General features: G+C 64.3%; 21 protein-coding genes and 2 tRNA genes. All 23 read right to left on the bottom strand.

Annotated features, from left to right (window positions below; translation table 11 throughout):
* Position 1 precedes the first annotated feature (1 nt).
* A complete protein-coding gene (locus DBW_RS06025; protein WP_066725698.1) occupies positions 2-721 on the bottom strand; it encodes a pyridoxine 5'-phosphate synthase in 720 nt (239 codons plus the stop codon).
* Between the two features lie 2 nt (positions 722-723).
* Entirely contained in the window at positions 724-2094 is a 1371-nt protein-coding gene (gene glmM / locus DBW_RS06020; protein WP_066725695.1) for a phosphoglucosamine mutase, read from the bottom strand.
* Positions 2091-2777 (bottom strand): CdaR family protein, encoded by a 687-nt coding sequence (locus DBW_RS06015; RefSeq protein ID WP_066725692.1) that lies wholly within the window; start codon positions 2775-2777, stop codon positions 2091-2093. The genes glmM and DBW_RS06015 overlap by 4 nt, the downstream gene beginning before the upstream one ends.
* Positions 2778-2780: 3 nt before the next feature.
* Positions 2781-3560, bottom strand: coding sequence for a diadenylate cyclase CdaA (cdaA, locus tag DBW_RS06010; protein ID WP_066725689.1), 780 nt, complete (start codon positions 3558-3560; stop codon positions 2781-2783).
* Positions 3561-3651: 91 nt separating this feature from the next.
* Positions 3652-4857: a dihydropteroate synthase gene (folP, locus tag DBW_RS06005; RefSeq protein ID WP_066725686.1), complete on the bottom strand. Its 1206-nt coding sequence runs from the start codon at positions 4855-4857 to the stop codon at positions 3652-3654.
* A gap of 4 nt (positions 4858-4861) precedes the next feature.
* On the bottom strand, positions 4862-6733 hold the full coding sequence (gene ftsH / locus DBW_RS06000) for an ATP-dependent zinc metalloprotease FtsH (RefSeq protein WP_066725684.1): 1872 nt from the start codon (positions 6731-6733) through the stop codon (positions 4862-4864).
* Between the two features lie 92 nt (positions 6734-6825).
* Positions 6826-8232 carry a tRNA lysidine(34) synthetase TilS gene (tilS, locus tag DBW_RS05995; RefSeq protein WP_066725675.1) on the bottom strand — a complete coding sequence of 469 codons (1407 nt, stop codon included), beginning with the start codon at positions 8230-8232 and terminating at the stop codon, positions 6826-6828.
* A 34-nt stretch (positions 8233-8266) separates the two neighbouring features.
* Positions 8267-8343 (bottom strand) — tRNA-Met (locus DBW_RS05990).
* Between the two features lie 248 nt (positions 8344-8591).
* Entirely contained in the window at positions 8592-9995 is a 1404-nt protein-coding gene (gene ltrA, locus DBW_RS05985; RefSeq protein ID WP_066725670.1) for a group II intron reverse transcriptase/maturase, read from the bottom strand.
* Between the two features lie 506 nt (positions 9996-10501).
* Positions 10502-10578, bottom strand: a tRNA-Met gene (locus tag DBW_RS05980).
* Between the two features lie 46 nt (positions 10579-10624).
* Positions 10625-11623 (bottom strand): GDP-mannose 4,6-dehydratase, encoded by a 999-nt coding sequence (locus DBW_RS05975; protein WP_066725666.1) that lies wholly within the window; start codon positions 11621-11623, stop codon positions 10625-10627.
* A gap of 7 nt (positions 11624-11630) precedes the next feature.
* Positions 11631-12296, bottom strand: a complete 666-nt coding sequence (locus DBW_RS05970; protein WP_066725663.1) for an SPOR domain-containing protein — start codon at positions 12294-12296, stop codon at positions 11631-11633.
* Positions 12297-12309: 13 nt separating this feature from the next.
* The gene (gene argS / locus DBW_RS05965) at positions 12310-13995 is read right to left on the bottom strand and encodes an arginine--tRNA ligase (RefSeq protein WP_066725660.1); all 1686 of its coding nucleotides are present in this window, start codon (positions 13993-13995) and stop codon (positions 12310-12312) included.
* 212 nt (positions 13996-14207) lie between these two features.
* Positions 14208-14567, bottom strand: a complete 360-nt coding sequence (locus DBW_RS05960) for an FtsB family cell division protein (protein ID WP_066725656.1) — start codon at positions 14565-14567, stop codon at positions 14208-14210.
* A 171-nt stretch (positions 14568-14738) separates the two neighbouring features.
* Entirely contained in the window at positions 14739-16142 is a 1404-nt protein-coding gene (ltrA, locus tag DBW_RS05955; protein ID WP_066724184.1) for a group II intron reverse transcriptase/maturase, read from the bottom strand.
* A gap of 514 nt (positions 16143-16656) precedes the next feature.
* Positions 16657-16947, bottom strand: a complete 291-nt coding sequence (locus DBW_RS05950; protein ID WP_082820203.1) for a ComEA family DNA-binding protein — start codon at positions 16945-16947, stop codon at positions 16657-16659.
* A 180-nt stretch (positions 16948-17127) separates the two neighbouring features.
* Positions 17128-19218, bottom strand: a complete 2091-nt coding sequence (locus DBW_RS05945) for an LPS-assembly protein LptD (RefSeq protein WP_066725651.1) — start codon at positions 19216-19218, stop codon at positions 17128-17130.
* Positions 19215-20507, bottom strand: coding sequence for a bifunctional folylpolyglutamate synthase/dihydrofolate synthase (locus tag DBW_RS05940; protein WP_066725648.1), 1293 nt, complete (start codon positions 20505-20507; stop codon positions 19215-19217). The genes DBW_RS05945 and DBW_RS05940 overlap by 4 nt, the downstream gene beginning before the upstream one ends.
* An 88-nt stretch (positions 20508-20595) precedes the next feature.
* Positions 20596-21444, bottom strand: coding sequence for an acetyl-CoA carboxylase, carboxyltransferase subunit beta (accD, locus tag DBW_RS05935; protein WP_066725646.1), 849 nt, complete (start codon positions 21442-21444; stop codon positions 20596-20598).
* 18 nt (positions 21445-21462) lie between these two features.
* Complete coding sequence (locus tag DBW_RS05930; protein WP_066725639.1) at positions 21463-22230, bottom strand: 3',5'-cyclic-nucleotide phosphodiesterase; 768 nt, start codon at positions 22228-22230, stop codon at positions 21463-21465.
* A 66-nt stretch (positions 22231-22296) separates the two neighbouring features.
* Positions 22297-23103: a tryptophan synthase subunit alpha gene (trpA, locus tag DBW_RS05925; protein ID WP_066725637.1), complete on the bottom strand. Its 807-nt coding sequence runs from the start codon at positions 23101-23103 to the stop codon at positions 22297-22299.
* A 58-nt stretch (positions 23104-23161) separates the two neighbouring features.
* Positions 23162-23842: a uracil-DNA glycosylase gene (locus DBW_RS05920; protein ID WP_066725635.1), complete on the bottom strand. Its 681-nt coding sequence runs from the start codon at positions 23840-23842 to the stop codon at positions 23162-23164.
* On the bottom strand, positions 23842-24375 hold the full coding sequence (locus DBW_RS05915) for an SRPBCC family protein (RefSeq protein WP_066725632.1): 534 nt from the start codon (positions 24373-24375) through the stop codon (positions 23842-23844). The genes DBW_RS05920 and DBW_RS05915 overlap by 1 nt, the downstream gene beginning before the upstream one ends.
* Between the last annotated feature and the right edge of the window lie 9 nt (positions 24376-24384).

Raw genomic sequence — 24384 nt, 5'->3', positions numbered from 1 at the left:
GTCAGCGTCCGTGAACCAGGGCTGCCATCTCCCGCACGGCCCGTTCCAGACCGACCAGGACCGCCCGCGAGATGATGCTGTGACCGATGTTGAACTCTTCAATGCCCCCCAAGGATACCACATCGACAATGTTCTGGTAGTTGAGGCCATGGCCGGCATTGACCCCCAGGCCGAGCTTGCGACCGGCGCGGATGGCGGTTTCGATCTTGGCCAGTTCTCCCCGCCGCAGGTCGCCGGAATAGGCCTCGCAATAGCTGCCGGTATGAATCTCGATCAACTCGGCACCGACCCGGTGGGCCATCTTGATCTGTTCGAGGTCGGGATCGATAAAGAGGCTGACGGCGATACCACCCTGGCGCAGCAGGTCGACCTGTTTCTTGATCAGGTTGCGATGGAGGGAGACATCGAGCCCCCCCTCGGTGGTCAGTTCTTCACGCTTCTCCGGCACCAGGGTCACGGTATCGGGGAGCAGCTTCAGGGCAATGGCGACCATCTCGTCGGTGGCCGCCATCTCCAGATTGAGGCGGGTCTTGACGGTCTTGCGCAACAGCTCGACATCGCGGTCCTGGATGTGCCGGCGGTCTTCGCGCAGGTGCACGGTGATGCTGTCGGCCCCAGCGAGCTCGGCCAGAGCCGCGGCAGTTACCGGGTCGGGCTCCTTGCCGCCCCGCGCCTGGCGCACGGTCGCGACATGATCGACGTTGACTCCCAGTTTCGCCATCTTCACTTCTCCTCTTTGCTGCCGCCGAGGTGCTTCTCGATGGCAGCGGCGATCTCATGGGCGAGTTCGGTGATCTGCAGCTTGTCCTGCCCCTCCAGCATGATTCGCAGCAACGGCTCGGTCCCCGAATAGCGGATCAATACCCGGCCACTTTCGCCCAGGGTCTGCTCGGCAGCGGTGATCGCCTGCTGTACCTGCGGGACTTCGGTCAGCTCACGCCGCTCGGCGACCCGCACGTTGACCAGCACCTGGGGGAGCGAGACCATCACCCGGGCGAGTTCGGCGAGGCTGCGGCCGCTGCGCTGAATGATGGCCAGCACCTGCAGGGCGCTGATCATGCCGTCGCCGGTGGTGTTGTGATCGAGGAAGATCATGTGCCCCGACTGCTCGCCACCGAGGTTGTAACCACCGCGCAACATCTCCTCGACGACGTAGCGGTCACCGACAGCGGTCTTCACCACCTTGCCGCCCGCCTCGCGCAGGGCGATGTCGAGCCCCATATTGCTCATCACCGTCGCCACCAGGGTCTTTTTCGCCAGCTGGCCCCGCTGCAGCAGGTCACAGGCACAGATCGCCATGATGTGATCGCCGTCGACCTCGTTGCCGAACTCGTCGACAAAGATCACCCGGTCGGCGTCGCCATCGAGGGCAATGCCGAGATGGGCCCGATGCTCCCGCACCGCGGCCGCCAACACCTGGGGGTGCAGCGATCCGCAGCCGGCATTGATATTGGTGCCGTTGGGGGAGACGCCGAGGGGCACGACCTCGGCGCCGAGTTCCCCGAGAACGGCCGGGGCGACCTTGTAGGCGGCACCGTGGGCGCAGTCGAGGACGATCTTCAGCCCGGAGAGGTCGAGGTCGCGGGGGAAGGAATTCTTCAAAAAGACGATGTAGCGGCCGCGCGCATCATCGAGGCGGAAGGCCTTGCCGACCTCGGCGGCAATCGGCCGCAGCGAATCGATCTTCTTGCTGAAGATCAGATCCTCGATCTTCAGCTCCAGCTCGTCGGGAAGCTTGAAGCCGTCCCGGGAGAAGAACTTGATGCCGTTGTCCTGGTAGGCGTTGTGGGAGGCACTGATCACCACCCCGGCGTCGGCGCGCATCGAAGCGGTGATGAAAGCGATGCCCGGGGTCGGCAGCGGCCCGACCAGGACGACATCGACCCCCATCGAGCAGATCCCGGCCGCGAGGGCATTCTCGATCATGTAGCCGGAAAGGCGGGTGTCCTTGCCGATCACGATGCGGTGCCGGCGCTGGCCATCTTTGAAGATATAGGCGGCGGCACGGCCGAGCTGCATCGCCATCTCGGTGGTCATCGGGTGGATATTGGCCACGCCGCGAACGCCGTCGGTACCAAAAAGCTTCTTTTTCATTTTCCGGTCTTGTCCTTATTGGAGGCAGGCTTGGAGGGAACCAGCGGGGCGACCTGGACTTCAACCTCCACCGCGCGGTCACTTTTCAGGGCGGTGAATTTCCCCCGGTAATCGAGGGGAGCCATCAGGGTAAAATTCTCCCGCACTTCGCTGACATCGATTGGTTCGGTTGTCACCTCGTTGACATCCTTAAGTTCACTTTCGGCCCCTTCGACCATGATCCTCTCCGGGTCGGTCTTCAGGGAGGTAACCTTGTACCCTTCTGCCAGCGCTCCGGAGAAGACCACCCGCACCGGCACCGCCTTCTCCTTGCGGCGTTCGAGGCGAACATCGACCACCGCCGGCGAAAGACGGGTCACCTTGATGGCGCTGGGAAGGTTGAGCCGTTCCTCGAGGCGTTTGAAAGAGGTCACCCCGGGCTGGAGGTCGCGCAGGTCGATGGCCAGACTGAGATCGCTCGGCTTGACGTTCATCAGGATCGTTCGCGGTCCGCTGATGCGGAGGTCGACCAGGCTCGGCACGTCATTGGCGACCATCATCCCGGCCGGCACGTTTTTCAGTTCGAGGGGGACGGCATAGCCGACCTCCAGCTTCTGTTCACCCATGACGAAGAACCAGAGGATCAGCGCAAAGACCAGGGAGAGGAGCTTGAGAACCCAGTTCTGGGTCAATCCGTCAACCATGACTCACCGTTTCCTTCGTGGCGCGGTTCGCGGCTCGAGGAGGCGTTTGACCACGCGCTTGAGGGCCGTCGAATCGAGGTCCCGGGTGATCCGACCACCAACCACAATCGAAATCCGGCCGGTCTCCTCGGAGACGACGATCGCCACCGCATCGACCAGTTCGGTCAGCCCGATGGCGGCGCGATGACGGGTGCCGAGGGATTTGCTGATATCGGGGTTCTGCGACAGGGGCAGGAAGCAACCGGCCCGCTTAAGGCGTCCCTGCTGCAGGATCAGGGCGCCGTCGTGAATCGGCGAATAGGGGAGAAAGATCGAAACGATGAGATCGCTGGAGACCTTGGCATCGATCTCGACCCCGATTTCGAGGAAGTCATTGATCCCGGTCTCCCGCTCGATGACAATCAGAGCCCCGATTTTCCGGTTGGCCATGTTGAGCGCAGCCTTGACCAGCTCGTCGATGACCTCGTCCTCCTCCTTGAAGGAGAGATCGGCAAAGAACGGGTTTTTGCCGACATGGATCAGGGCGCGGCGGATATCGTTCTGGAAGATGACAACGATGACGAGGATTATCGAGGAGAGGAAGTTGTCGAGGAGCCAGTGCAGAGTATAGAGCCCGCCGAGCTGGGAGGCGACGTAGACGATCAGCACCACCGCCAGGCCGAGGAGCATCTGCACCGCCCGGGTCCCCTTGATGAGCAGGATGATCCGGTAAATGATGAAGGCGACCAGGAAGATATCGAGCAGGTCGAGCAGCCAGCGGAGGTTTTTAAGTTGGTCGAGCATGCCGCCCTCGCCCCATCTTCCGTTATTGAAATGCAGACATCAGATTTCAGCAGCCAACCGTGGCTGGGTCAGGGAGAGCAGCCTTCGCTGGTCATGCAACCGCTCCGGCCACCACGGCCCAGGCAGTTAGGGCGGCCTCCCGGGCCGGGCCGACGTCGTGGACCCGAAAAATCCGCGCGCCGCCGGCAACACCGAGGGCCACCGTGGCCAGGGTGCCGTAGAGCCGGCGACCGGGGTCGGGCTGGTCGAGAATGCGCCCGATAAACGCCTTGCGCGAGGTACCGAGCAGCAGCGGCCGGCCGAGGGAGAGAAACTCCGGCAACCGGCGCAGTACCTCGAGATTGCCGGCGACATCCTTGGCAAAGCCGATCCCCGGATCGACCGCCAGCCGCTCTTCGTCGATGCCGGCAGCCCGGGCCTGCTGCAGGGAAGCGGCCAACCCCGCCAGCACCTCTCCGGCGAGATCGCCATAGACGGTATCCTGCTGCATCGTCTGCGGTCGCCCGCGGGTGTGCATCAAAAAAGCACCGGCCCCGGCGGCAGCGACGGTTGCCGCCATCTCCGGGTCAAAGTTAAACCCGCTGATATCGTTAATAAACTCGGCCCCGGCAGCGAGGGCGGCCCGTGCGACCTGGCTCTTGCTGGTATCGACCGAGAGAGGGAGCGGGCAGTCCCGCGCCAGCGCTTCCAAGACCGGCAGAACCCGCTCGATTTCCTCCTCGGCAGTTACTGCCGGTGCTCCCGGACGGGTACTTTCACCACCGATATCGATCAGGTCGGCCCCTTCCGCCACCATCTGTCGGGCCTGCTGCAAGGCGGCTTCGCGACCGAGGTATCGCCCGCCATCGGAAAAGGAGTCGGGGGTAAGGTTGAGAATCCCCATGATCAGCGGCCGGGTGCAGTCGAGGTGACAGCTGCGGCCGCACAGGGTGTTGGCCGGGGCGTTCAGGGCTGTCAATAACCCACGCAGCTGGTGGCTGATTTCGGCAAGACCGAAAGGCTGGGTTGCGAGTTTCCGGCTGAGCTTGAGCAGTTGCCGCTGGGTACCAATCAGGATGAGATCGGTGGCGGGATGAGCACAGGCCACCGTGCCGCGGGCAACGGCCGCGTCCCCCCCCAGGGCCAGCATCTCCTGCTTGATGACATTGGCGGCCCGGCAGGGGACGGCGGTGATCTTGACCAGCCGCCCCAGCATCTTCGGAGCCATCCGCTCGATACCGCCCGGGTCGCACCCGATCAACTCCAGTTCACGGCGGGCGCCGGACTCATCGCTGACGGTCAGCAGCCGCGGCGCCATCGCTTCAGGCTCCGGCAGTCGGACCGTCCTCAAGGCAGGGACCGTCCGTCGGAGCGACGGTGCCGCCCTCGGTCGCCGGTGGCTCCGCGTCGGGACCGAAGACCATTTCGCGGATCTCTTTACCGTCGAGGTTTTCCCGCTCCAGCAGGGCCTCCGCCACCTTCACCAACGCCTCCTGCTGCCCCTGGAGAATCTCCCGGGTGCGGGTGTAATTGGTCTGCACGATACTGCGGATCTCTTCATCGATCTGCTGGGCTGTGTTCTCACTGTAGTTCTTCATGTGGCCCATGTCGCGACCGAGGAAAATCTCCCCTTCCTTCTCGCCATAGGCGAGCGGTCCGAGCTTGTCGCTCATCCCCCATTCGCAGACCATCTTGCGGGCGATGGCCGTGGCCCGCTCCAGGTCGTTGGAGGCCCCGGTGGTAATGCTTGCAAAGGTGAGCTCTTCGGCCACCCGCCCCCCCAGCAGGGTACAGATGCGGATATGCAGCCCCTCGCGGGTTTCGTTGTATTTATCCTCGGTCGGCAGGTACATCGTCACACCCATGGCGCGGCCACGGGGGATGATCGAAACCTTGTGCACCGGATCGGCGCCGGGGATGAACATCGCCACCAGGGCGTGCCCGGCTTCATGGTAGGCCGTGACCTTCTTCTCCTCCTCGGTGATGACCATCGAACGCCGCTCGGCGCCCATCATCACCTTGTCCTTGGCGGCCTCGAGGTCCTCCATGTTGACCTCGTCCTTGTTGGCCCGGGCAGCGAGAAGCGCGGCCTCGTTGATCAGGTTGGCGAGATCGGCGCCGGAGAAACCGGGGGTTCCCTTGGCCAGCACTTCCATGTCAACATCCTTGCCCTGGGGGATCTTGCGGGCATGGACACTGAGAATCTTCAGCCGCCCTTTGACATCGGGGCGCGGGACCACCACCTGGCGGTCGAAGCGGCCCGGGCGCAGCAGCGCCGGGTCAAGGACATCGGGACGGTTGGTCGCGGCAATCAGGATGACCCCCTCATTCGACTCGAAACCGTCCATCTCCACCAGCAGCTGGTTGAGGGTCTGCTCCCGCTCGTCGTGACCACCGCCGAGACCGGCCCCGCGATGACGGCCGACCGCATCGATCTCGTCGATGAAGATGATACAGGGGGCGTTCTTCTTCCCCTGGACGAAGAGGTCGCGTACGCGGCTGGCACCGACGCCAACGAACATCTCAACGAAGTCGGAGCCGGAGATCGAGAAGAAAGGGACCCCCGCTTCCCCGGCGATGGCTCGGGCGAGGAGCGTCTTGCCGGTACCCGGCGAACCGACCAGTAGCACCCCCTTGGGAATGCGGCCACCAAGGCGGGAGAACTTCTTCGGGTCCTTGAGAAAGGCGACAATTTCTTCGAGTTCGTCTTTGGCCTCGTCGATGCCGGCGACGTCGTTGAAGGTGACCCGCTGCGACGATTCATTGAGGAGCTTGGCCTTGCTCTTGCCGAAGCTCATCGCTTTGCCGCCCCCCGATTGCATCTGCCGCATAAAGAAGATCCAGACCGCGATCAGCAAGAGGATCGGCCCCCAGGAGACGAGCAGAGTGAACCAGAATGAGCGGTCCTCGTCGGGCCGAACCTGGATGACGACCCCCTTTTCGCGTAGGGTCTTGATCAGGTCAGGGTCATTGGGCGCATAGGTCTTGAAGAGGGAATCGTCCTTGTATTTCCCTTCGATATTGGATCCCTGGACCGTCACTTCGGCGACCTTGCCGTCGTCGACGGAGGTCATGAAGTTGGTATAACTGATCGGCTTCTGCTCGCGCTCCTTCTGGGTCATCATGTTGAAGAGGAGAATCATGACCAGGGAAATTACGAGCCACAGAGCGAGATTTTTATAGAACTGGTTCACCGGACCCCCTAAAGGAGAAAAATTCGATCATCGGACGGAATCTCCGCCCGGGCCGGAAAGGCATCCGGAAATCTATCATAACCCATGCGGAATCACAAGTTATTAGTCGCCCAGGTGGCGCCGAAAAGGGTGAGGCGCAGGACTTTCTCCCCGTGCTCCGGAACCCGCCCCGGACAGCGCCGCAGGCCGGGAACCCAGAGCAGTTCGTCGGCCGCCACCAGTGGCAGCATGGCCCGCACCTCCCCGGGGAGGCGGGCAGCTCGCAACAGCTCCTTGACCCGGTGATGCCCGCCGCCGGCAAGGCGGATACGGTCCCCGGGCTGGAAATGCCGCACCGTCAGGGGCCAGGGGGTCGCCGCAGCGGCGAACTCCACCGCCCAGGGACCGCCCCCGAGCGGCGCGGGCCGCAACTCGACGCCGAGGGTCATTCCCCCGGGCAGAAGATATTCCCCGGCAGCAGAGATCTGCAATTGGAGGTCTCCAGCCGCTGCCGGCGGCTGGCAGCGCAGTTGGAGCCGATCGTAGCGCCGCAACACCACGACCCCCGGCAGGTGGACCTGCCGCTGCGGCAGCCCGTCTTCAAGCAGGCCGGCAACCGCGGCAATGTGGACTGCGAGTAATCCCGTTCGCCCGCCGCGAACCCGACCCAGCAGCCGGTGCAGCAAACGATCGCGCAGGGCAGGATGGAGCGCAGCCAATTGGGCGATCGAGACTTGCAGCCCCGTACCGTCAAGGCTTGTCGCCAGGCGGGCTTCCTGGTCGGCAAGCAATCCCTCCCAGTAATCCTCCTCGATGCCGCAACGGTCGGCGAAGGCGGCAAGGCGCTCAGTGATCCGCGGATTGAAACCGGCCAGGTGGGGCAGGAGTTGGTGGCGAATCCGGTTGCGGGTAAAGGCGGGATCGAGATTGCTCGGGTCCTCGGCCCAGGAGCTGCCGCGGGCCCGCAGGTAGTCCTGCAGTTGCTGCCGGGAGCATTCGAGCAAGGGGCGGATAAAGGGCCCGCTGCGGGGGCGCATGGCGGCCAGTCCGGTCGCCGTACTGCCGCGCATCAGGCGCTCGAGAACGGTCTCTGCTTGATCATCCCGCTGCTGACCGAGAGCAATGACCCGGCAACCCCGCTCCGCAGCAACCTCCCGAAGAAAGCGGCGCCGGGCCGAACGGGCCGCTGCTTCAAGCCCGCCCCGCTCCTTTTGAGCAAGGGCCGGCACATCGACGCGGGCCGTTACCAGCGGAAGGCCCAGGCGCCTGGTAAAATCAGCGACAAATTCGGCATCTTCGGCGCTGCCGGCGCGCATGCCATGGTCAAGGTGGGCCACCACCAGCTCCAGAGACCATTGTGTGGCCAGCTGGTGCAACAGGTCGAGCAGGGCGAGAGAATCGCTACCGCCCGATACGGCCACCAGGACGCGGTCGCCCGGAGTGACCAGGGCATGGCGACGGATATAGCGGGAGACCTTGGCGAGCATGGCAGCACCGATGAAAAAGGCCGGAAAAACCAAAACCCTCCCCGGGCACCGGGGAGGGTTTTGTAAATGGTGGCGGTGCAGAGATTCGAACTCCGGACACTGCGGATATGAGCCGCATGCTCTAACCAACTGAGCTACACCGCCGAAAGAATCGGGCCGGCTTCGCGACCTGGGTCGCGCCCTGCTTTCCCTTGAATTTCAACAGGTTGTCCTAAAGTTCTCAGGCACCCCGGGGGCAGCAGGCGTACTTTATAACCCATGCCCCAAAGCTTGTCAAGGGGAATCAGGGGAATCAGGAGGCACTCAAATTTCCGCGCCGTCATCGGGTAGGAGGCGGGGTCGCCCCCGCCGTCCTCCCACACCACCGTGCGTACGGTTCCGTACACGGCGGTTCACAAGGCGCTCTGAAAGCGGCGGTGCTGATCGGTCAAGCGGATCAACCCCAAGTAGCGAAAGAAGGATGTCGGATACGCTTCATTCATGTGCGAGGCCCCTGAGTTCCACCAGGGGCCTCGCCCGTTCGTGGCCGATTTCCACGCCCGGGCTTCCGGCAATCCCCGCTGCATCAACCTCTTGGCCCGGGTATAGGGGCGCTTCCACTGTCGCCATAGAATGCAGCGCAGCTTCCGCCGCAGCCATTTGTCCAGTTCTTCGAAGATGCCTTTGACCTCCGCCAGGCGGAAGTAAGAGGCCCACCCCCGTAGCTTCGGGGTGATTTCTTTGATGACCTGAGCGAGACTGCGTCCCCTGCCCCGTCGGCAGACCTTCCTGAGTCCGGCCTTGAACCGCTTCACTCTCGACTCCGCCACTTTGAGGCGGGGTTTCTTGTGAAAGGTCATGCTGTAACCCAGAAAGACCCTTTTCCAAGGACGGTCGACGGCGCTTTTGGCGACGTTGACCTTGAGTGCCAGCCGCTCCTCCAGGAACCGGGTGAGACTGGCCATGACCCTTTGGCCGCTGCGCCTGGTCTGCACGTAAATGTTGCAGTCGTCGGCGTAGCGGCAGAAGGCGTGACCGCGCCTCTCCAGTTCCTTGTCGAACGCGTCGAGCAGGATGTTCGACAGAAGAGGTGAGAGGGGACCACCCTGCGGCGTCCCTTCCACCCTCTGCGACACAAGCCCGCCTTCGAGCACTCCGGCTTGCAGGTACCGCCGGATGAGCAGCAATACCCGCTTGTCTTCGACCTTGTGGGCGACCCGCGACATGAGGATGTCGTGGTTCACCCGGTCGAAGAACTTCTCCAGGTCGATATCGACCACCCAGCGCTTGCCGTCGGCCACATGCCGACGGGCGGCTCTAACCGCCTGCCAGGCACTCCGTCCGGGACGATACCCGTAGGAGCTGTCGGAGAAGTCCGGATCGAATAGCGGCGTCAGCACCTGATGCAGCGCCTGCTGAATGAGCCGATCGCACACCGTGGGGATTCCCAGGGTGCGCACGCCCCCGTCGGGCTTCTCGATTTCCACCTTCCGCACCGGCTGGGGGCGATACGTCCCATTCAGCAACTCTTCCCTGATGGTCGGCCACTTCTCCTTGAGAAAGCCGCGTAGCTCGCCCGTCGTCATCTCGTCGATGCCGGGGGCGCCCTTGTTGGCTTCCACTCGTTCAAGGGCCGCCATCATGTTCGGGCGGCTGACGACGTCTTCCATCAGCCCCCGTTCCGCTTTCGTCCAGGAAGGGTCTCTCGTTGCCGTGACGTTTGACGCACCGCTCCCATGCTCTGGCGGCTTCCGGCCGCTGCCCTCCGGGACGGCTCCCGGTATCTCGACCGGGACTTCTGCTGCTCTTGTCGTCATCGAAACGCGAGTCTCCTGAAACGACGCCTCGTGTTCGGCCCTTTGCCGGGTGGTTACTCCGGCTACTACGGCCTCTGCTGACTTCTGCCGGCCCGTCCCGACACCTTACGGTGACGGTAGCACGAGGCAGACCGACAGATCTCCCAGGGTAATGCGCGTGACCTTCCTCCCATCTACCCGCCGCATCTACAGCCCCACCCTCCCGGATGGCTATCGGGCTTTGAAGATATTGGCCTTCTCGCCCGGATGAGACTGCCTCATGCGGTTTCTGTTCGTCGGACCGGGAGTTTGCCTGCGGCTTCCTTCAGATTCCACCTCGCGATGGACACCCTTGCCGTCCGGCTAGCGGTTCCCGCCATCAGGGTCCGCAGGGGACTTTCACCCCCAAGTCACTGATTCACCACCACAGTGAATCAGACAGCGCCAGTCAAGGCGCTACGCGCCATGCCTGGCGCACCAAAAAAATCGAGGGAATTGCCGCCGGCAATTCCCTCGATTGATAATTTTGGTTGCGGGGGAAGGATTTGAACCTCCGACCTTCGGGTTATGAGCCCGACGAGCTACCAGACTGCTCCACCCCGCGTCATGAACTTGGGAATATAGGCCAACCCACCGCAGCTGTCAAGACCTTAATTGCTCTCCCGGAACCAGGCGACAAAGCGGCGGATCCCCTCTTCGATCCCGACCTGTGGCTGATAACCAAGGATCCGCCGCGCCCGCTCGATCTCGGCAAAGGTGCAAAGCACATCACCGGGTTGCAACGGTTGCCGGTCGAGTTGCGGGGTCAGTCCCATGCTCGCGCCGAGGAGTTCGACCAGGCGGGTCAGGGTGACGGTCTGCGATTCACCGAGGTTGAAAATATCGTAACGGGGCTCCGCCGCCGCCTCGACCCAGTCGAGGGCGCCGAGAATCCCCTGCAGGGTATCGGTGACGTAGGTGTAGTCGCGGCGGGTGGAGCCGTCGCCAAAAAAGGGGATCGGCCGGCCCGCGGCGAGGAGCCGGGCAAACTTGTGAATCGCGAGGTCGGGTCGCTGGCGCGGTCCGTAAACGGTGAAGAAGCGCAGGCAGGCGATCGACATCCCGTAAAGGTGATGATAGTTGTGGCAGAGGAGCTCCCCCGCCTTCTTGGTCATGGCGTAGGGGGAGATCGGAGCATCGACGGGGTCGCACTCGGCGAAGGGGACCTTGGCGTTGTTGCCGTAAACCGAAGAGGACGAGGCGAAGAGGAGCCGGTGGATGCCGGCCCGGCGGCAGGCCTCGAGCAGGTTGAGGGTGCCGTCGATGTTGACCGCCTGGTAAAGGCGGGGCTCTTCGATGGAGGGGCGGACTCCCGCCATCGCGGCAAGGTGGACGACGGCGGCCTCGACACCGGTTCCGAGCCGGGCGACGGCCCGCCCGACATCGGCCGGGCTGCGCAGGTCCCCCTTCATGACCCGCAAATGGCTTTTGGTGCGGCGGGCAGTCTGGCGCAGGGCGGCGACGTTGGCGCCCTTCAGCGCCGGGTCGTAAAAGCTGTTGAAGTTGTCGAAGACCACCACCTGGCGTCCCTGCTCCAGCAGCGCCTCGACCAGGTGAGAACCGATAAACCCAGCGCCGCCGGTGACCAGAACGGTTTCGGCACGGGACATGGCAACCTCAGCGTTTGCGAACCAGGGGGGAGAGCTTCTCTTCGGCCTTGAGCCTGGCAGCGACCCCTTCGGCGGCGTCCGCACCTGCGAGTGGCCCGACAAAAACCCGGTACCAGACCCCCTTGCTGCCGAGATCGGCCTGCTGTACGAAGGCCTCGAATCCCTTTTTTGCCAGCCGCGCCTGCAGGACGCCGGCATCGTCAGGACGGGCGAAGGAAGCAACCTGCACCAGATAGCTCTCCTCTTTTGCCGCCGGGCGGGAGACCGGCGCCGGGGGAGCAGGGGCGGTGCGAGGGGGCGCAGCCACGGTCGCCGCCGGGGCGGGCGGAGGCTCAGCCGCGGCCGGCGGCAGGTTGATGCCGCTCCCCAGGGGAGGCTGGTCGCCGCGCGGCAGGTTGTCGTAGAAGGTCAGGCTGGCCGGCGCGGTCGTCCCCTCCGCGGGGGGTGCATCCTTTCCCTGGGAGTCGGCGGCAGGGGGCGCCACCGCAACCGGAATCCGGGCCGGTGGTGTTGCCACCGCCTCCAGCGCCGGTGCCGCTGGCGCTGCGCTGCGCCCGACCATCACTCCAAGGGCGAAGCAGCCAAGACCGACCCCGATGACCAGCAGGAGCAGGACGAGGACCTGTTTGCGTTCCATGCGGCGTTCACTGCGAGAATGGACCTGGCGGTTCACGGGCGTTCCTCCGTTACATTTTTTCCGGGGCCGAAACCCCGAGCAGTTGCAGACCGTTGGCAAGGACGACGCGGACCGCGTTGGCCAGGTATAGGCGGGCCAGGCTGACGACGGCATCTTCGCCAATCACCCGGTTGCGGTTGTAATAGCTGTGAAAGAGCGCCGCCAGATCCTGCAGGTAGGTGGTCAGACGCTGCGGTTCGAGCTGTTGCGCCGCCCCGGCCACCGTCTCCGGGTAACGCGCCAGCAGACGCATCAGCTCCAGTTCCTCGTCCAGGGTCAAGGGGGCCAGGGGGATCGTCCCGGCCTGCGGCAGGGACAGACCCTGCTCGACGGCATTGCGGTTGATGCTGCAGACCCGGGCGTGGGCGTACTGGACGTAATAGACCGGGTTGTCATTGCTCTGCTGCTTGGCGAGGTCGATATCAAAAACCAGCTGGGCATCGGCCTTGCGCATCAGGAAAAAGAAACGGGTGGCATCCCGGCCGACCTCGTCGATCAGATCCCGCAGGGTGACATAGCTGCCGGCGCGCTTGGAGATCTTAACCTCCTGGCCCCCGCGCATCACCGTCACCATCTGGTGCAGCAGGTACTCGGGCCACCCCTCTGGGATGCCCGCCTGCAGCGCCTGCAGGCCGGCGCGAACGCGGGTGATGGTGCTGTGGTGGTCGGCCCCCTGCTCGTTGATCACCCGGCCGAAGCCGCGGCGCCACTTTTCCAGGTGGTAGGCGACATCGGGGACGAAGTAGGTATAGCTGCCGTCCGCCTTGCGCATCACCCGGTCCTTGTCGTCACCGAAGGCGGTGGTCCGCAGCCAGAGCGCGCCATCGGCCTCGTAGGTAAAGCCGTTGGCGCCGAGCTGGGCGACCACGGCCTCGACCCGCCCCTCGGCGTAGAGACTCGATTCGAGAAAGTAGACATCGAAACGGACATCGAAGGCGGCGAGATCCTGGTCCTGTTCCCGACGCAGGCAGGCGACGGCAAAACGGCGAATGGCCTCGAGGTCGTGGGGATCCGCGGCGGCGCTCACCTGCTGATCGCCGGCGACGACGCTTTCGCCGGCAAGGTAGCTGCGGGCGACGTCCCGGATATAGTCCCCCTGGTAGCCGTCAGCCGGCCAGCGCGGGTCATCGGCCTCGATCCCGAGGCAGCGCGCCTGAACCGAGAGGGCGAGGTTGGCAATCTGCGCCCCGGCATCGTTGTAATAGAACTCCCGGGTCACCTCCCAGCCGGTGGCCGTGAGGAGCCGGCAGAGGGTATCGCCGACCGCCGCACCACGACCATGGCCAATGTGCAGCGGCCCGGTCGGATTGGCACTGACGAATTCGACCTGTACCGGACGCCCGGCGCCGAGGGTGCTGCGCCCATAGCCCGGTCCCTGGGCGAGAATCTCGTCAAGGACCTGGTGCCAGCAGTCGGCAGCGAGAAAGAAGTTGATAAATCCGGGGCCGGCAATCTCGACCTTCTCCCAGGTTCCCGCCTCGTTGCCGAGAATGGCGACCAGGGCCTCGGCCACCTTGCGCGGCGCCAGCTTCTCCTCCCGCGCCAGCAGCATCGCTACATTGCAGGCGAAATCTCCGTGGCCGGACTGTCCCGGCACCTCGACGACAAAGTCGGGGTACTGCCCCGACTTGAGTGTTCCGGCCTGGTAGCAGGCCTGCAGCGCCGCGCTGACGGCAAGGCGCAAACGTTCCTTCATAGTCTCAATCTTTCAGGAAGAATCTTGCCGGGGGCCCTTCGCGGAGAATTCGGGGCAGGCTGCCACCGGCAGGGTCGGCAGGAGCGGCCATCCCCACCACCGGCGGAATCAGCCAGCTCCTCCAGGACGGGTAAATGGATCCCCCAGGCGAAGCGAAAGGCGTATGTTACGCCCCCCGCCAGCGTCTGTCAAGCAGGCCCGGGGCCTCCATTTCACTGGTCGGAGGGCTCTTCCCGGGTCGGTCCCGAGTCGGTTCCGGAGGTTTTCGGGCGGTTGCGAAACTGGTAGACCAGCTCGTCATCCTTGACCATGCCGAGCTCCTTGCGGGCCAGGTTCTCGATCGTCCGCCGGTCGCTGCGCAACGCCTCGATCTCACGACGCAGCTGCGCATTGGCCGCTTCCAGCGCCTTGACCTCCGCCTCCAACCCGGCTTTCTGCCGATTGGCCTGGAGGGCACGCAACACCCCCTTGTCGCCGAAGAGCGCGAGGGCGATCAGGGCGGTGATGATCAGCACCGCCCACCAGGGCGCGTGGCGGGAAGATTGCTTGCTGGAATTGTCGGTGGAAGCCATCGGTAAATCGGGGCGCGAGTTGCGACCGGAGCTGCGGTCGTGCTGCCAAGCATGCCACAGCCGGGGAGGGTGAAGCCAGCACTTTTCTCTTCCCGGCTGCATCGGGTAGGAGGCGGGGTCGCCCCCGCCGTCCTCCCACACCACCGTGCGTACGGTTCCGTACACGGCGGTTCACAAGGCGCTCTGAAAGCGGCGGTGCTGATCGGTCAAGCGGATCAGCCCCAAGTAGCGAAAGAAGGATGTCGGATACGCTTCATTCATGTGCGAGGCCCCTGAGTTCCACCAGGGGCCTCGCCCGTTCGTGGCCGATTTCCACGCCCGGGCTTCCGGCAATCCCCGCTGCATCAACCTCTTGGCCCGGGTATAGGGGCGCTTCCACTGTCGCCATAGAATGCAGCGCAGCTTCCGCCGCAGCCATTTGTCCAGTTCTTCGAAGATGCCTTTGACCTCCGCCAGGCGGAAGTAAGAGGCCCACCCCCGTAGCTTCGGGGTGATTTCTTTGATGACCTGAGCGAGACTGCGTCCCCTGCCCCGTCGGCAGACCTTCCTGAGTCCGGCCTTGAACCGCTTCACTCTCGACTCCGCCACTTTGAGGCGGGGTTTCTTGTGAAAGGTCATGCTGTAACCCAGAAAGACCCTTTTCCAAGGACGGTCGACGGCGCTTTTGGCGACGTTGACCTTGAGTGCCAGCCGCTCCTCCAGGAACCGGGTGAGACTGGCCATGACCCTTTGGCCGCTGCGCCTGGTCTGCACGTAAATGTTGCAGTCGTCGGCGTAGCGGCAGAAGGCGTGACCGCGCCTCTCCAGTTCCTTGTCGAACGCGTCGAGCAGGATGTTCGACAGAAGAGGTGAGAGGGGACCACCCTGCGGCGTCCCTTCCACCCTCTGCGACACAAGCCCGCCTTCGAGCACTCCGGCTTGCAGGTACCGCCGGATGAGCAGCAATACCCGCTTGTCTTCGACCTTACGGGCGACCCGCGACATGAGGATGTCGTGGTTCACCCGGTCGAAGAACTTCTCCAGGTCGATATCGACCACCCAGCGCTTGCCGTCGGCCACATGCCGACGGGCGGCTCTAACCGCCTGCCAGGCACTCCGTCCGGGACGATACCCGTAGGAGCTCTCGGAGAAGTCCGGATCGAATAGCGGCGTCAGCACCTGATGCAGCGCCTGCTGAATGAGCCGATCGCACACCGTGGGGATTCCCAGGGTGCGCACTCCCCCGTCGGGCTTCTCGATTTCCACCTTCCGCACCGGCTGGGGGCGATACGTCCCATTCAGCAACTCTTCCCTGATGGTCGGCCACTTCTCCTTGAGAAAACCGCGAAGCTCGCCCGTCGTCATCTCGTCGATGCCGGGGGCGCCCTTGTTGGCTTCCACCCGCTCTAAGGCCGCCATCATGTTCGGGCGGCTGACGACGTCTTCCATCAGCCCCCTTTCCGCTTTCGTCCAGGAAGGGTCTCTCGTTGCCGTGACGTTTGACGCACCGCTCCCATGCTCTGGCGGCTTCCGGCCGCTGCCCTCCGGGACGGCTCCCGGTATCTCGACCGGGACTTCTGCTGCTCTTGTCGTCATCGAAACGCGAGTCTCCTGAAACGACGCCTCGTGTTCGGCCCTTTGCCGGGTGGTTACTCCGGCTACTACGGCCTCTGCTGACTTCTGCCGGCCCGTCCCGACACCTTACGGTGACGGTAGCACGAGGCAGACCGACAGATCTCCCAGGGTAATGCGCGTGACCTTCCTCCCATCTACCCGCCGCATCTACAGCCCCACCCTCCCGGATGGCTATCGGGCTTTGAAGATATTGGCCTTCTCGCCCGGATGAGACTGCCTCATGCGGTTTCTGTTCGTCGGACCGGGATTTTGCCTGCGGCTTCCTTCAGATTCCACCTCGCGATGGACACCCTTGCCGTCCGGCTAGCGGTTCCCGCCATCAGGGTCCGCAGGGGACTTGCACCCCCAAGTCACTGATTCACCACCACAGTGAATCAGACAGCGCCAGTCAAGGCGCTACGCGCCATGCCTGGCGCACCAAAAAGATGCGCCCGCCGGAAGCCGGCGGGCGCACTTAGCAGCTGGAGTTGAAGGCTCAGCGCAATACGATCTGAGCACGGACCTTTTCCAGCACCTTGCTGCCGACCCCCTTGACCTTGACCAGGTCCTCGACGGTCGCAAAAGGACCGTTCTCGGTGCGGTAAGCAACGATCCGCTCGGCCGTCACTCCGCCGATACCGGGGAGGGTCTGGAGCTGTTCGGCCGTCGCCGTATTCACGTTGACGACGGTCTGGGCGGCGGTGGTGCCGTGATTTTCAGCAGCCAGTGCCGGAATGGCAGCGGCCAGAACCAGGACGGTCCACAGAATAACAACAAGTCGATACATGTTTCCCCCTCATTTTCGCGGTTAGGTGTTGACACACTCACCCGGACCGGCGACCCCCCTCCAACCCTCCTTTCCCTGGCCAATCGATTGCCGGGACCGGGGATACGAAACATGCGAGCAAAATCGGAGCCATTTTACCAAAGAGAAGGCGCGGGTCAACCGTTCCCTGACCTTCCCGGACTATTTTTGCGAATCATTCGCCGCGGCCGACCGGGTGGCGCCAAGATCGGCAACGCGCCCGATGCCGCCGAGGGAGAAGGAGACCAGCACCTCCTGGTCATCTGGGCGCTCGCGGTAGGTGATGAAGAAGCTCCAGCAGCGGGCCCGGTATTCGAGTCCGACCAGGCTCTCCAGGGCCTTGCCGGTGAGAAAGTCGTAGCGATCCTCAAGGCGCAGGTAGACCGGGTTGAGCAGGGCGGTTTCCAGGACGGCGGCGAGGTACTCGAGTTCACCGCGCCGGTTGCGGTAATCGAGGTAAAGGCTGTTGCCGGCGCTGTCCGCCAATGACCCGCGCAGGTTGTAGTCCACCAGCCGGTTCTCACCCGAATTGGTGTCGTAGCTGGCATCGAGATCGAGGTAGCTCCAGCGACTCGGCCGGATTACCGCTTCGAAGAGGAGGGGCGAAAAGGGGCGCCGGGTGTCGCCGCTGAATTCGAGTTCGCGGCGCGACTCGCGAAAATCGAAGCTTTGCGAGATGCGCAGGTAGAGGAATTCATGGTAGATGCGCTCGCCACTCTCACTCTCCAGCCGCGCCGTAAAGCGGTTGGTGAGGCCATAACTGAGGCGACTCTCCGGGCCGATGCGGTCGAGAAGGTCGAACTCCGGCAGGCTGGACTGGTCGACACTGGGGATAAAGGAATAGCCGATCTCCGGCTCGATGCTGTGCCGCAATCGTTTCACGCTCGAACCATCGATGCTGTAGATGCGGGAGAGCTGGCTCGAAGCCCGGGCGCCGAAATCGAAGAGTCCCTGACGCTGGAAGTCGTCGGCACTGGTGCTGTAGAGTCGCTCGCGGTAACCGATTTCCGGCACCAGGGCGAAGAGCGGGTTGGAGAGGAGGTCGGTGGAAAGTGCCGGGCGCAGCATGACCCGCCCCCCCTTTTCCCCCTTGCGGCGCCAGAAGTGGTCCCCCTCAAGATCGAAGCGGAGGAAGAACGGTGAATCGTCCACGCGCTCGGTAATCCCGGCCAGGCGCAGTTCCGGCAGCCGCTGCAGGGTCGCCTCGCTCTCCTGTTCGAGATCCTTGGTATAACGAAACTGGCCGGAAAGGTTGAGCTTCTCCCAGTTCCGTGCGAGGTAGAACACAGTCTGGGCCTTGTCCCGGGTGTAAATCTCGTAGGACTCGCCGAAATCGGCATAGTAGTCACGACTGCTGACAAAATCGACATCGGCCGCGAGACGCACCCCGGCGGGGAGGCTCCCCTGGTGCTGGCCGGTCAGGGAATAACGGTCGGTGCGCCCCGCCTCGGTGACATGATAACCGTGGAAGGTCCCCTGGTTGTCCTCGCCCAGGATATAGCGGTATTCGAGTCCCTTGCCGATGCCGAACTTGGACATGTAGTCGATTTCGAAGGTGGCATCGAGGTGGCGCGCCAGGACCTGGTACCAGGCCAGAGAGAACTGGGTGCCGCGACGGCTGGAAAAGCCGTAGCGCGGCATCAGCAGGCCCGACTCGCGGTCGGTTTTGGCCGGGTAGACGATATAGGGGATATAGAGGACGGGGATGTCCTTGATGTAGAAGAGGACGTGGCTGGCGCGGGCATAGCCGCCCAGGGTGACGCGGAACTCTTTGGCGCCGAACTTCCAGGAGGGGCGTTCTCCTTCACAGGTCGTGAAGGTACCGTCACTGACGCGGTATTCCTGGACCCCGAGTTTCTCTATTTCGCGGCCGGCAATGTGAAAACTCTGGCCGGCGGCAAAGGCGCGACCATTGCTGAGCAGACCGCGCCCGGTCTCCAGATTGTAGCGCAGCGCGTCTCCTTCCATGACCCCTTCGGGAGCCTTGAAGTAGACTCCGCCCGTCGCCTCGGCCTCGCCGCTGCTGCGGTTCCAGTCCATGCTCTCGGCACGCAGTTCCAGGGTGCCGCGCTTCAGGCTCACGCCACCGCCGGCATGATAGGTATCCGTCGGCTTGTCATAGCTCAATGACCCGGCGTCGAGGGAGACCGCCTCCTCACCCGCAACGGGGAGGAGTTCCTCCTGGGCGTCGGCAACCACTGCGACCAGCGTCAGGCCGAGCAGGAGCAGGAGGGTGAGTGCAGAACGAATCACGCGGGATCCTTTTGGAGAGTCAACAGATAATCCCGGGCGGCGGCGACCAGAAAGAGGGAACCGGCGACCAGCACTGTCTCTCCGGGACGGCGGTCGGCGAGGGCTGCAGCGAGGGCCGCGGCCGGCTCTTCGAAAACCGCGACCGCAGAGCCGGATGAGCGCACCGCGGCGGCAATCGCCTGCGGATCGTGCGCGGCATCGACCGGCGGCCGGGTACAGTAAAAAGCTGCGGTAAAGGGCAGCAGGGGAGCGAGGAGTTCGGTCATCGCCTTGTCGGCCTTGATACCGACCACCCAGCGCACCCCGGAGAGTTTCTCGTCGGCCAGATAATCGGCAAGGACGCGGGCACCACCTTCGTTGTGGGCCCCGTCCAGCAGAATCTCGCGCCGGTCCTGCCACCATTCCAGGCGCCCGGGCCAGCGCACCTTTGCCACGCCGGCACGCAGAGCCGCCGTCGGCAGGGGGACCCCCTGGTGGCGCAACAGGGCCGCCGCGGCGAGGGCGAGACCGAGGTTGAGCTGCTGATGCCGGCCGGGAAGACCGAATTCAAGCCCCTCCAGATCGAGGCCGAGCCCGCGGAAGGAGCTGGCACGGAGCGGACCCTGAACGTCAAAATCGCGACCGCTCAGGTAGCAGGGCGCTGCCAGGGCGGCAGCCCGCTCCTCGATCACCGCCAGCGCCTCTGGTGGCTGGGGCGCACAGACCACCGGCACCCCGGGCTTGATGATGCCGGCCTTCTCAGCGGCGATGGCGGCGAGATCGCTACCGAGGTGGCTGCCGTGGTCACGACAGAGGGAGGTGATCACGCAGAGCTGCGGCGTCACCACGTTGGTGGCATCGAGGCGCCCCCCCATGCCGGTCTCGAGGATTGCCCAGGCCACCTGGCGCCGGGCAAAGTAGAGGAGCGCCACGGCGGTGGTGAATTCGAAGAATGTCGCCGGGACGGGACCGGATCGGTCGCGGATCTCGGCCGTCAGGCTGGCGACCTCCGTCTCGGCAATCGGGACGCCGGCAACGCGAATCCGCTCGGTAAACGATTGGAGATGGGGCGACGTATAGAGCCCTGCGGCAATACCGGCGCGGTCGAAAATCTCCGCCAGTGCCGCACAGACCGAGCCCTTGCCGTTACTGCCGGCGACATGAACAGAAGCAAAGTTCTGCTGCGGCTGGCCGAGGCAATCGAGGAGCGCCCGGATATTCTCGAGGCCAAGCTTGATGCCGAAGCGCTGCAGGCCATAGAGGTAGGCGAGACTGGCGGCATAATCGGGCGCGGCAGGCGGGCTTGGCATGGGCGGCTGAAAACTCCGCCCGCCGCGGAATCGGAAAATCCTCGCGGCGGGCCAGGTGAGGCGGTCGACAGGGGTCGGCCGGAAGGAATCACTGCCGGGTGAATATCTTCAGCAGCTGGGCCAGCCGCTCTTTCATCTCGGCGCGCCGCACGATCATGTCGACCATGCCATGCTCGAGCAGATATTCGGAGCGCTGGAAACCGTCCGGGAGCTTCTGGCGGATCGTCTGCTCAATGACTCGCGGGCCGGCAAAACCGATCAGCGCACGCGGCTCGGCCATATTGATATCACCGAGCATGGCGAAGCTGGCGGTGACCCCGCCGGTGGTCGGGTCGGTCAGAACTGAGACAAAGGGGATCCCGGCCTTCTTCAGTTTGGCCAGCGCGGCGCTGGTCTTGGCCATCTGCATCAGCGAGAGGATACTCTCCTGCATGCGCGCCCCGCCGGAGGAGGAGAAGATGATCACCGGGGCCTGCTTCTCCAGGCCGCGCTCGATGGCACGGGTGATCTTCTCACCGACCACCGAGCCCATACTGCCGCCCATGAACCCGAAGTCGAAGACCCCGATGACGACCGGCAGCCCTTCGAGAAGCCCTTCACCGCAGAGGATCGCATCTCCCGGGCCGCTCTTCTTGACGGCGGCGCGGATCCGGTCCTTGTATTTCTTTGAATCCTTGAAGTTGAGAAAATCGACCGACTCCATCGCGCCATCCATTTCGGCGAAGGTGTCGTCATCCAGGATCAGGGCGATGCGCTCCCGGGCGCTGATCCGGAAATGGTAGTCGCACTTCGGGCAGACGTTGAGATTGCGCTCGATCTCCTTGCTGTAGATGATTTCATTACAGTTCTTGCACTTGGTCCAGAGCCCTTCGGGCATCTGCACCTTCTTGAATTCCACCGGCGTCAAAGGCGCCTTCGATTTTTTGAACCAGGCCATATTTTTACCTCTTGGTGTTCAGCAGAGCTGGAATTCCTCGTCGCCGTACAGGATTTGCAGGCGCGGGTCATTCAGTGCCGCCAGTTCCGTGCGCAGTTCGTCGAGAAACTGGGGCTTCATATGGAAAATCCCGACCGGAACTTCCGGTCGACCAAGCTTGACCAGTTCGCCGGCCAGCATCGACGGGGTGAGGTGCCCGCTGATCCGCGCCAGATCGGCAAGCCGGTCGGGGAAGGAGGTTTCGATGAACGCCAGCTTCAGCTGCGGGCACTCCCGGGCCAGAGTCCAGAGCTCCTCGGTTACCGAGGTATCCCCCGAATAGAGGAAGCCGGCGTTGGCGTCCTGCAGACAGTAGCCGACGGTGTGAACCGGATGGGCGGTCCGGGCCCAGCGCACCGTCAGCCCGGCAATTTCACAGCTCCCCGTCTCCGGCAGGGGGTATAGCTCGAGAATCGGCGCCTCCCGGCTCGGCAGACGGGTGAAGTCCGGCCAGGTCGCGTTGTTGAAGAGGTGCTCATGCAGGTCGGCCAGGACCGGCTGCGGTCCCCAGACCCGCAGCGGCTTCTTCCGGATCGGCATGATGTTGTCGACCAGAAAAGCGAGGTCGACGGTATGGTCGAGATGGGCGTGGGTCAGCAGGACATCTTCGATCGCCATCTGCTCGTCCTGGCCAAGGACCGAGGTGATGGTGCCGGCGTCGACCAGCAGGGTCTTGTTGAGGAGCAGGCTGCTGGTATGAATACCCGGGATTCGGGAACCGAAACTGCCGAGAACACGAATATGCATCAATGCCACCTCACCGGTCGTATCCAGCAGAAGTCCGCATCCTGTCGCCTGTCGATCCAGGCAGGGTCATGCCGGGGGGTTCCCCAGTCCGGCCTTGAGGCCGGAGACGAAGCGCCGGACCTCGGGCAACAGTTCCGCCGAGGCGCCGCAGGACTCAATGATTCGCACCAGCGCGCTCCCAACCACGACACCATCGGCAAAGCGTCCGATGGCAGCGGCGTCCGCGGCCGTGGTGATGCCGAAGCCAACCGCCACCGGCACCGGGCTCTGGGCCCGCAGGGCAGCCACGGCGTCAGCGATCGCCGCGGCATCGACCGCCTGGCTGCCGGTGACCCCGGTCATCGACACGTAATAGAGGTACCCTTCACCGGTCGCGGCGAGGCGGGCCAGGCGCTGCGGCGGCGTGGTCGGCGCGAGCAGGGTGATCAGCCGCAGATCGGCCGCCGCCAAGGCGTCATGGATTTCCGCCGACTCCTCCGGCGGCAGATCGACCAGCAGCACGCCGTCCACCCCGGCAGTCGCGGCATCACGGGCAAACCGCTCGGCGCCGTAGCGAAAGACCGGGTTGAAATACCCCATCAGCACGATCGGCACGTTGGTATGCTGGCGCACCCGGGAAACCATCTGCAGTACGCCGGAGAGGGTCGTCCCGGCGGCCAGGGCACGCTCCGAAGCCGCCTGGATCGTCGGTCCGTCTGCCATCGGGTCGGAGAAGGGAACGCCCAGCTCGATGATATCCGCTCCCGCCTCGACCATAGCATGGATCAGAGTTTCACTGATCGCCAGGCTCGGATCGCCGGCGGTGATAAATGGAATCAGCGCGGTCTCGCCGGCCGCCCGCAGGCGGGCGAAAGTCGCTTCAATACGCCCCATGGTCAGACCTCTGCTCCAAATTCAAATTGGGTCAGTCTAGTCGAAGCCCCTCCCCTTTTCAACCGTTTTCTCCATCCGCCAGCCGGCGGGCGAGGTCCAGCAATTCCAGGAACATCGCGGCGTGCATCCGCCCGGTCTGGACATTGTAGCGGCTGGTATGGTAACTCGCCAGCAGCCACAAGCCGCCAGAGAGCCGGCACCGGGCACCGTGCGCGAAGGGGTGGTCCGCCAGTCGACCGACCGTCCCGGCCGCCTGGAAATGGCGCAGCAGCGTCATCCAGGCGCCTTGGCCGAGGGCGATGATCACCTGCAGCTGCGGCAGGCTGGCCAGCTCTTCGGCGAGAAAGGGGCGGCAGCTGGCGAACTCTTCCGGTCGCGGCAGATTACCGGGCGGCAGACACTTCACCGCGTTGGTGAGGTAGAGATCGTGCAGGGCAAGCCCGTCGTCACGATCGATCGCCTCCCCCTGGCTCGCCAGACCGGCCTGGTGCAGGAGCGGGTACATGAAGAGACCGGCGCCATCACCGGTGAAGGGTCGGCCGGTGCGATTAGCGCCGTGGGCCCCCGGGGCAAGGCCGACCAGGCAGAAGCGGGCCTCGGGATCGCCGAAGCCGGGGACCGGGCGATTCCAGTAGGCGTCGCGGTCGAGGCCCTTGCGCGGGGGGAGTTGAGCCATGCACTGGACCAGCCGCGGGCAGCGGGTACAGGTGGCCAGCCCCGGCAGGTCGGCGCCGAGCATCAGCTCCGCGGCGCGGCCGCGCCAGCCGCATTGGCGCGACTTTCCAGCTGGGCGGCCAGGGCGTCGAGGAGGCGCTGCTGGTAGCTGCTGAAGGCCTCCCGACCGGTCGCCCGGGCCAGGATCGCCTGCGGCCCGAGGATGGAACTGGTCACAACCACGGTGGTCCCCGCAGCAGTCGGCCGCAGTTCGAAGCGCGTCACGGTGCGGCTGCCGAGAACCCCGGGCCGGCTCCAGGCGAGTTCCCGCGCCGGGAGGACGGTGACAACCTGTGCCAGGGAGCGCTCCGGATCCCCCTTCAGGCCCAGTCGAATTTCGGTGCCGGGGAGTAGCTGGGCGTTCACTTCGGCCGTTTCCAGGCCCGGCCACCAGCGCGGCCAGGCCCAGACCTCGGCCACTTCCCGCCAGACCTTGGCGGGCGGGAAGGCAACCTCGCGACTGCTCGTCACATCGAGACGGCTGTCCCGGGAAAAGACCAGGAACCCGCCGCCGGCGAGGGCGAGCAAAACCAGGACGACTGTCAGTTTTTTCAACATCGGATAACT

This window comes from Desulfuromonas sp. DDH964 (genome assembly GCF_001611275.1).
GTDB lineage: Bacteria > Desulfobacterota > Desulfuromonadia > Desulfuromonadales > DDH964 > DDH964.
This window is presented reverse-complemented; position numbering and strand designations above follow the sequence as displayed.

What these genes read in the sequence shown, in the direction of transcription:
- trpA (WP_066725637.1), bottom strand. Translation starts at nt 23,103, where the DNA reads ATGGGGCGTATTGAAGCGACTTTCGCCCGCCTGCGGGCGGCCGGCGAG.
- DBW_RS05915 (WP_066725632.1), bottom strand. Translation starts at nt 24,375, where the DNA reads ATGTTGAAAAAACTGACAGTCGTCCTGGTTTTGCTCGCCCTCGCCGGC.
- DBW_RS05930 (WP_066725639.1), bottom strand. Translation starts at nt 22,230, where the DNA reads ATGCATATTCGTGTTCTCGGCAGTTTCGGTTCCCGAATCCCGGGTATT.
- DBW_RS05950 (WP_082820203.1), bottom strand. Translation starts at nt 16,947, where the DNA reads ATGTATCGACTTGTTGTTATTCTGTGGACCGTCCTGGTTCTGGCCGCT.
- DBW_RS05940 (WP_066725648.1), bottom strand. Translation starts at nt 20,507, where the DNA reads ATGCCAAGCCCGCCTGCCGCGCCCGATTATGCCGCCAGTCTCGCCTAC.
- DBW_RS06015 (WP_066725692.1), bottom strand. Translation starts at nt 2,777, where the DNA reads ATGGTTGACGGATTGACCCAGAACTGGGTTCTCAAGCTCCTCTCCCTG.
- ltrA (WP_066724184.1), bottom strand. Translation starts at nt 16,142, where the DNA reads ATGACGACAAGAGCAGCAGAAGTCCCGGTCGAGATACCGGGAGCCGTC.
- DBW_RS05920 (WP_066725635.1), bottom strand. Translation starts at nt 23,842, where the DNA reads ATGCTCGGCGCCGACCTGCCGGGGCTGGCCACCTGTACCCGCTGCCCG.
- glmM (WP_066725695.1), bottom strand. Translation starts at nt 2,094, where the DNA reads ATGAAAAAGAAGCTTTTTGGTACCGACGGCGTTCGCGGCGTGGCCAAT.
- DBW_RS05960 (WP_066725656.1), bottom strand. Translation starts at nt 14,567, where the DNA reads ATGGCTTCCACCGACAATTCCAGCAAGCAATCTTCCCGCCACGCGCCC.
- accD (WP_066725646.1), bottom strand. Translation starts at nt 21,444, where the DNA reads ATGGCCTGGTTCAAAAAATCGAAGGCGCCTTTGACGCCGGTGGAATTC.
- ltrA (WP_066725670.1), bottom strand. Translation starts at nt 9,995, where the DNA reads ATGACGACAAGAGCAGCAGAAGTCCCGGTCGAGATACCGGGAGCCGTC.
- folP (WP_066725686.1), bottom strand. Translation starts at nt 4,857, where the DNA reads ATGGCGCCGCGGCTGCTGACCGTCAGCGATGAGTCCGGCGCCCGCCGT.
- argS (WP_066725660.1), bottom strand. Translation starts at nt 13,995, where the DNA reads ATGAAGGAACGTTTGCGCCTTGCCGTCAGCGCGGCGCTGCAGGCCTGC.
- DBW_RS05975 (WP_066725666.1), bottom strand. Translation starts at nt 11,623, where the DNA reads ATGTCCCGTGCCGAAACCGTTCTGGTCACCGGCGGCGCTGGGTTTATC.
- cdaA (WP_066725689.1), bottom strand. Translation starts at nt 3,560, where the DNA reads ATGCTCGACCAACTTAAAAACCTCCGCTGGCTGCTCGACCTGCTCGAT.
- DBW_RS06025 (WP_066725698.1), bottom strand. Translation starts at nt 721, where the DNA reads ATGGCGAAACTGGGAGTCAACGTCGATCATGTCGCGACCGTGCGCCAG.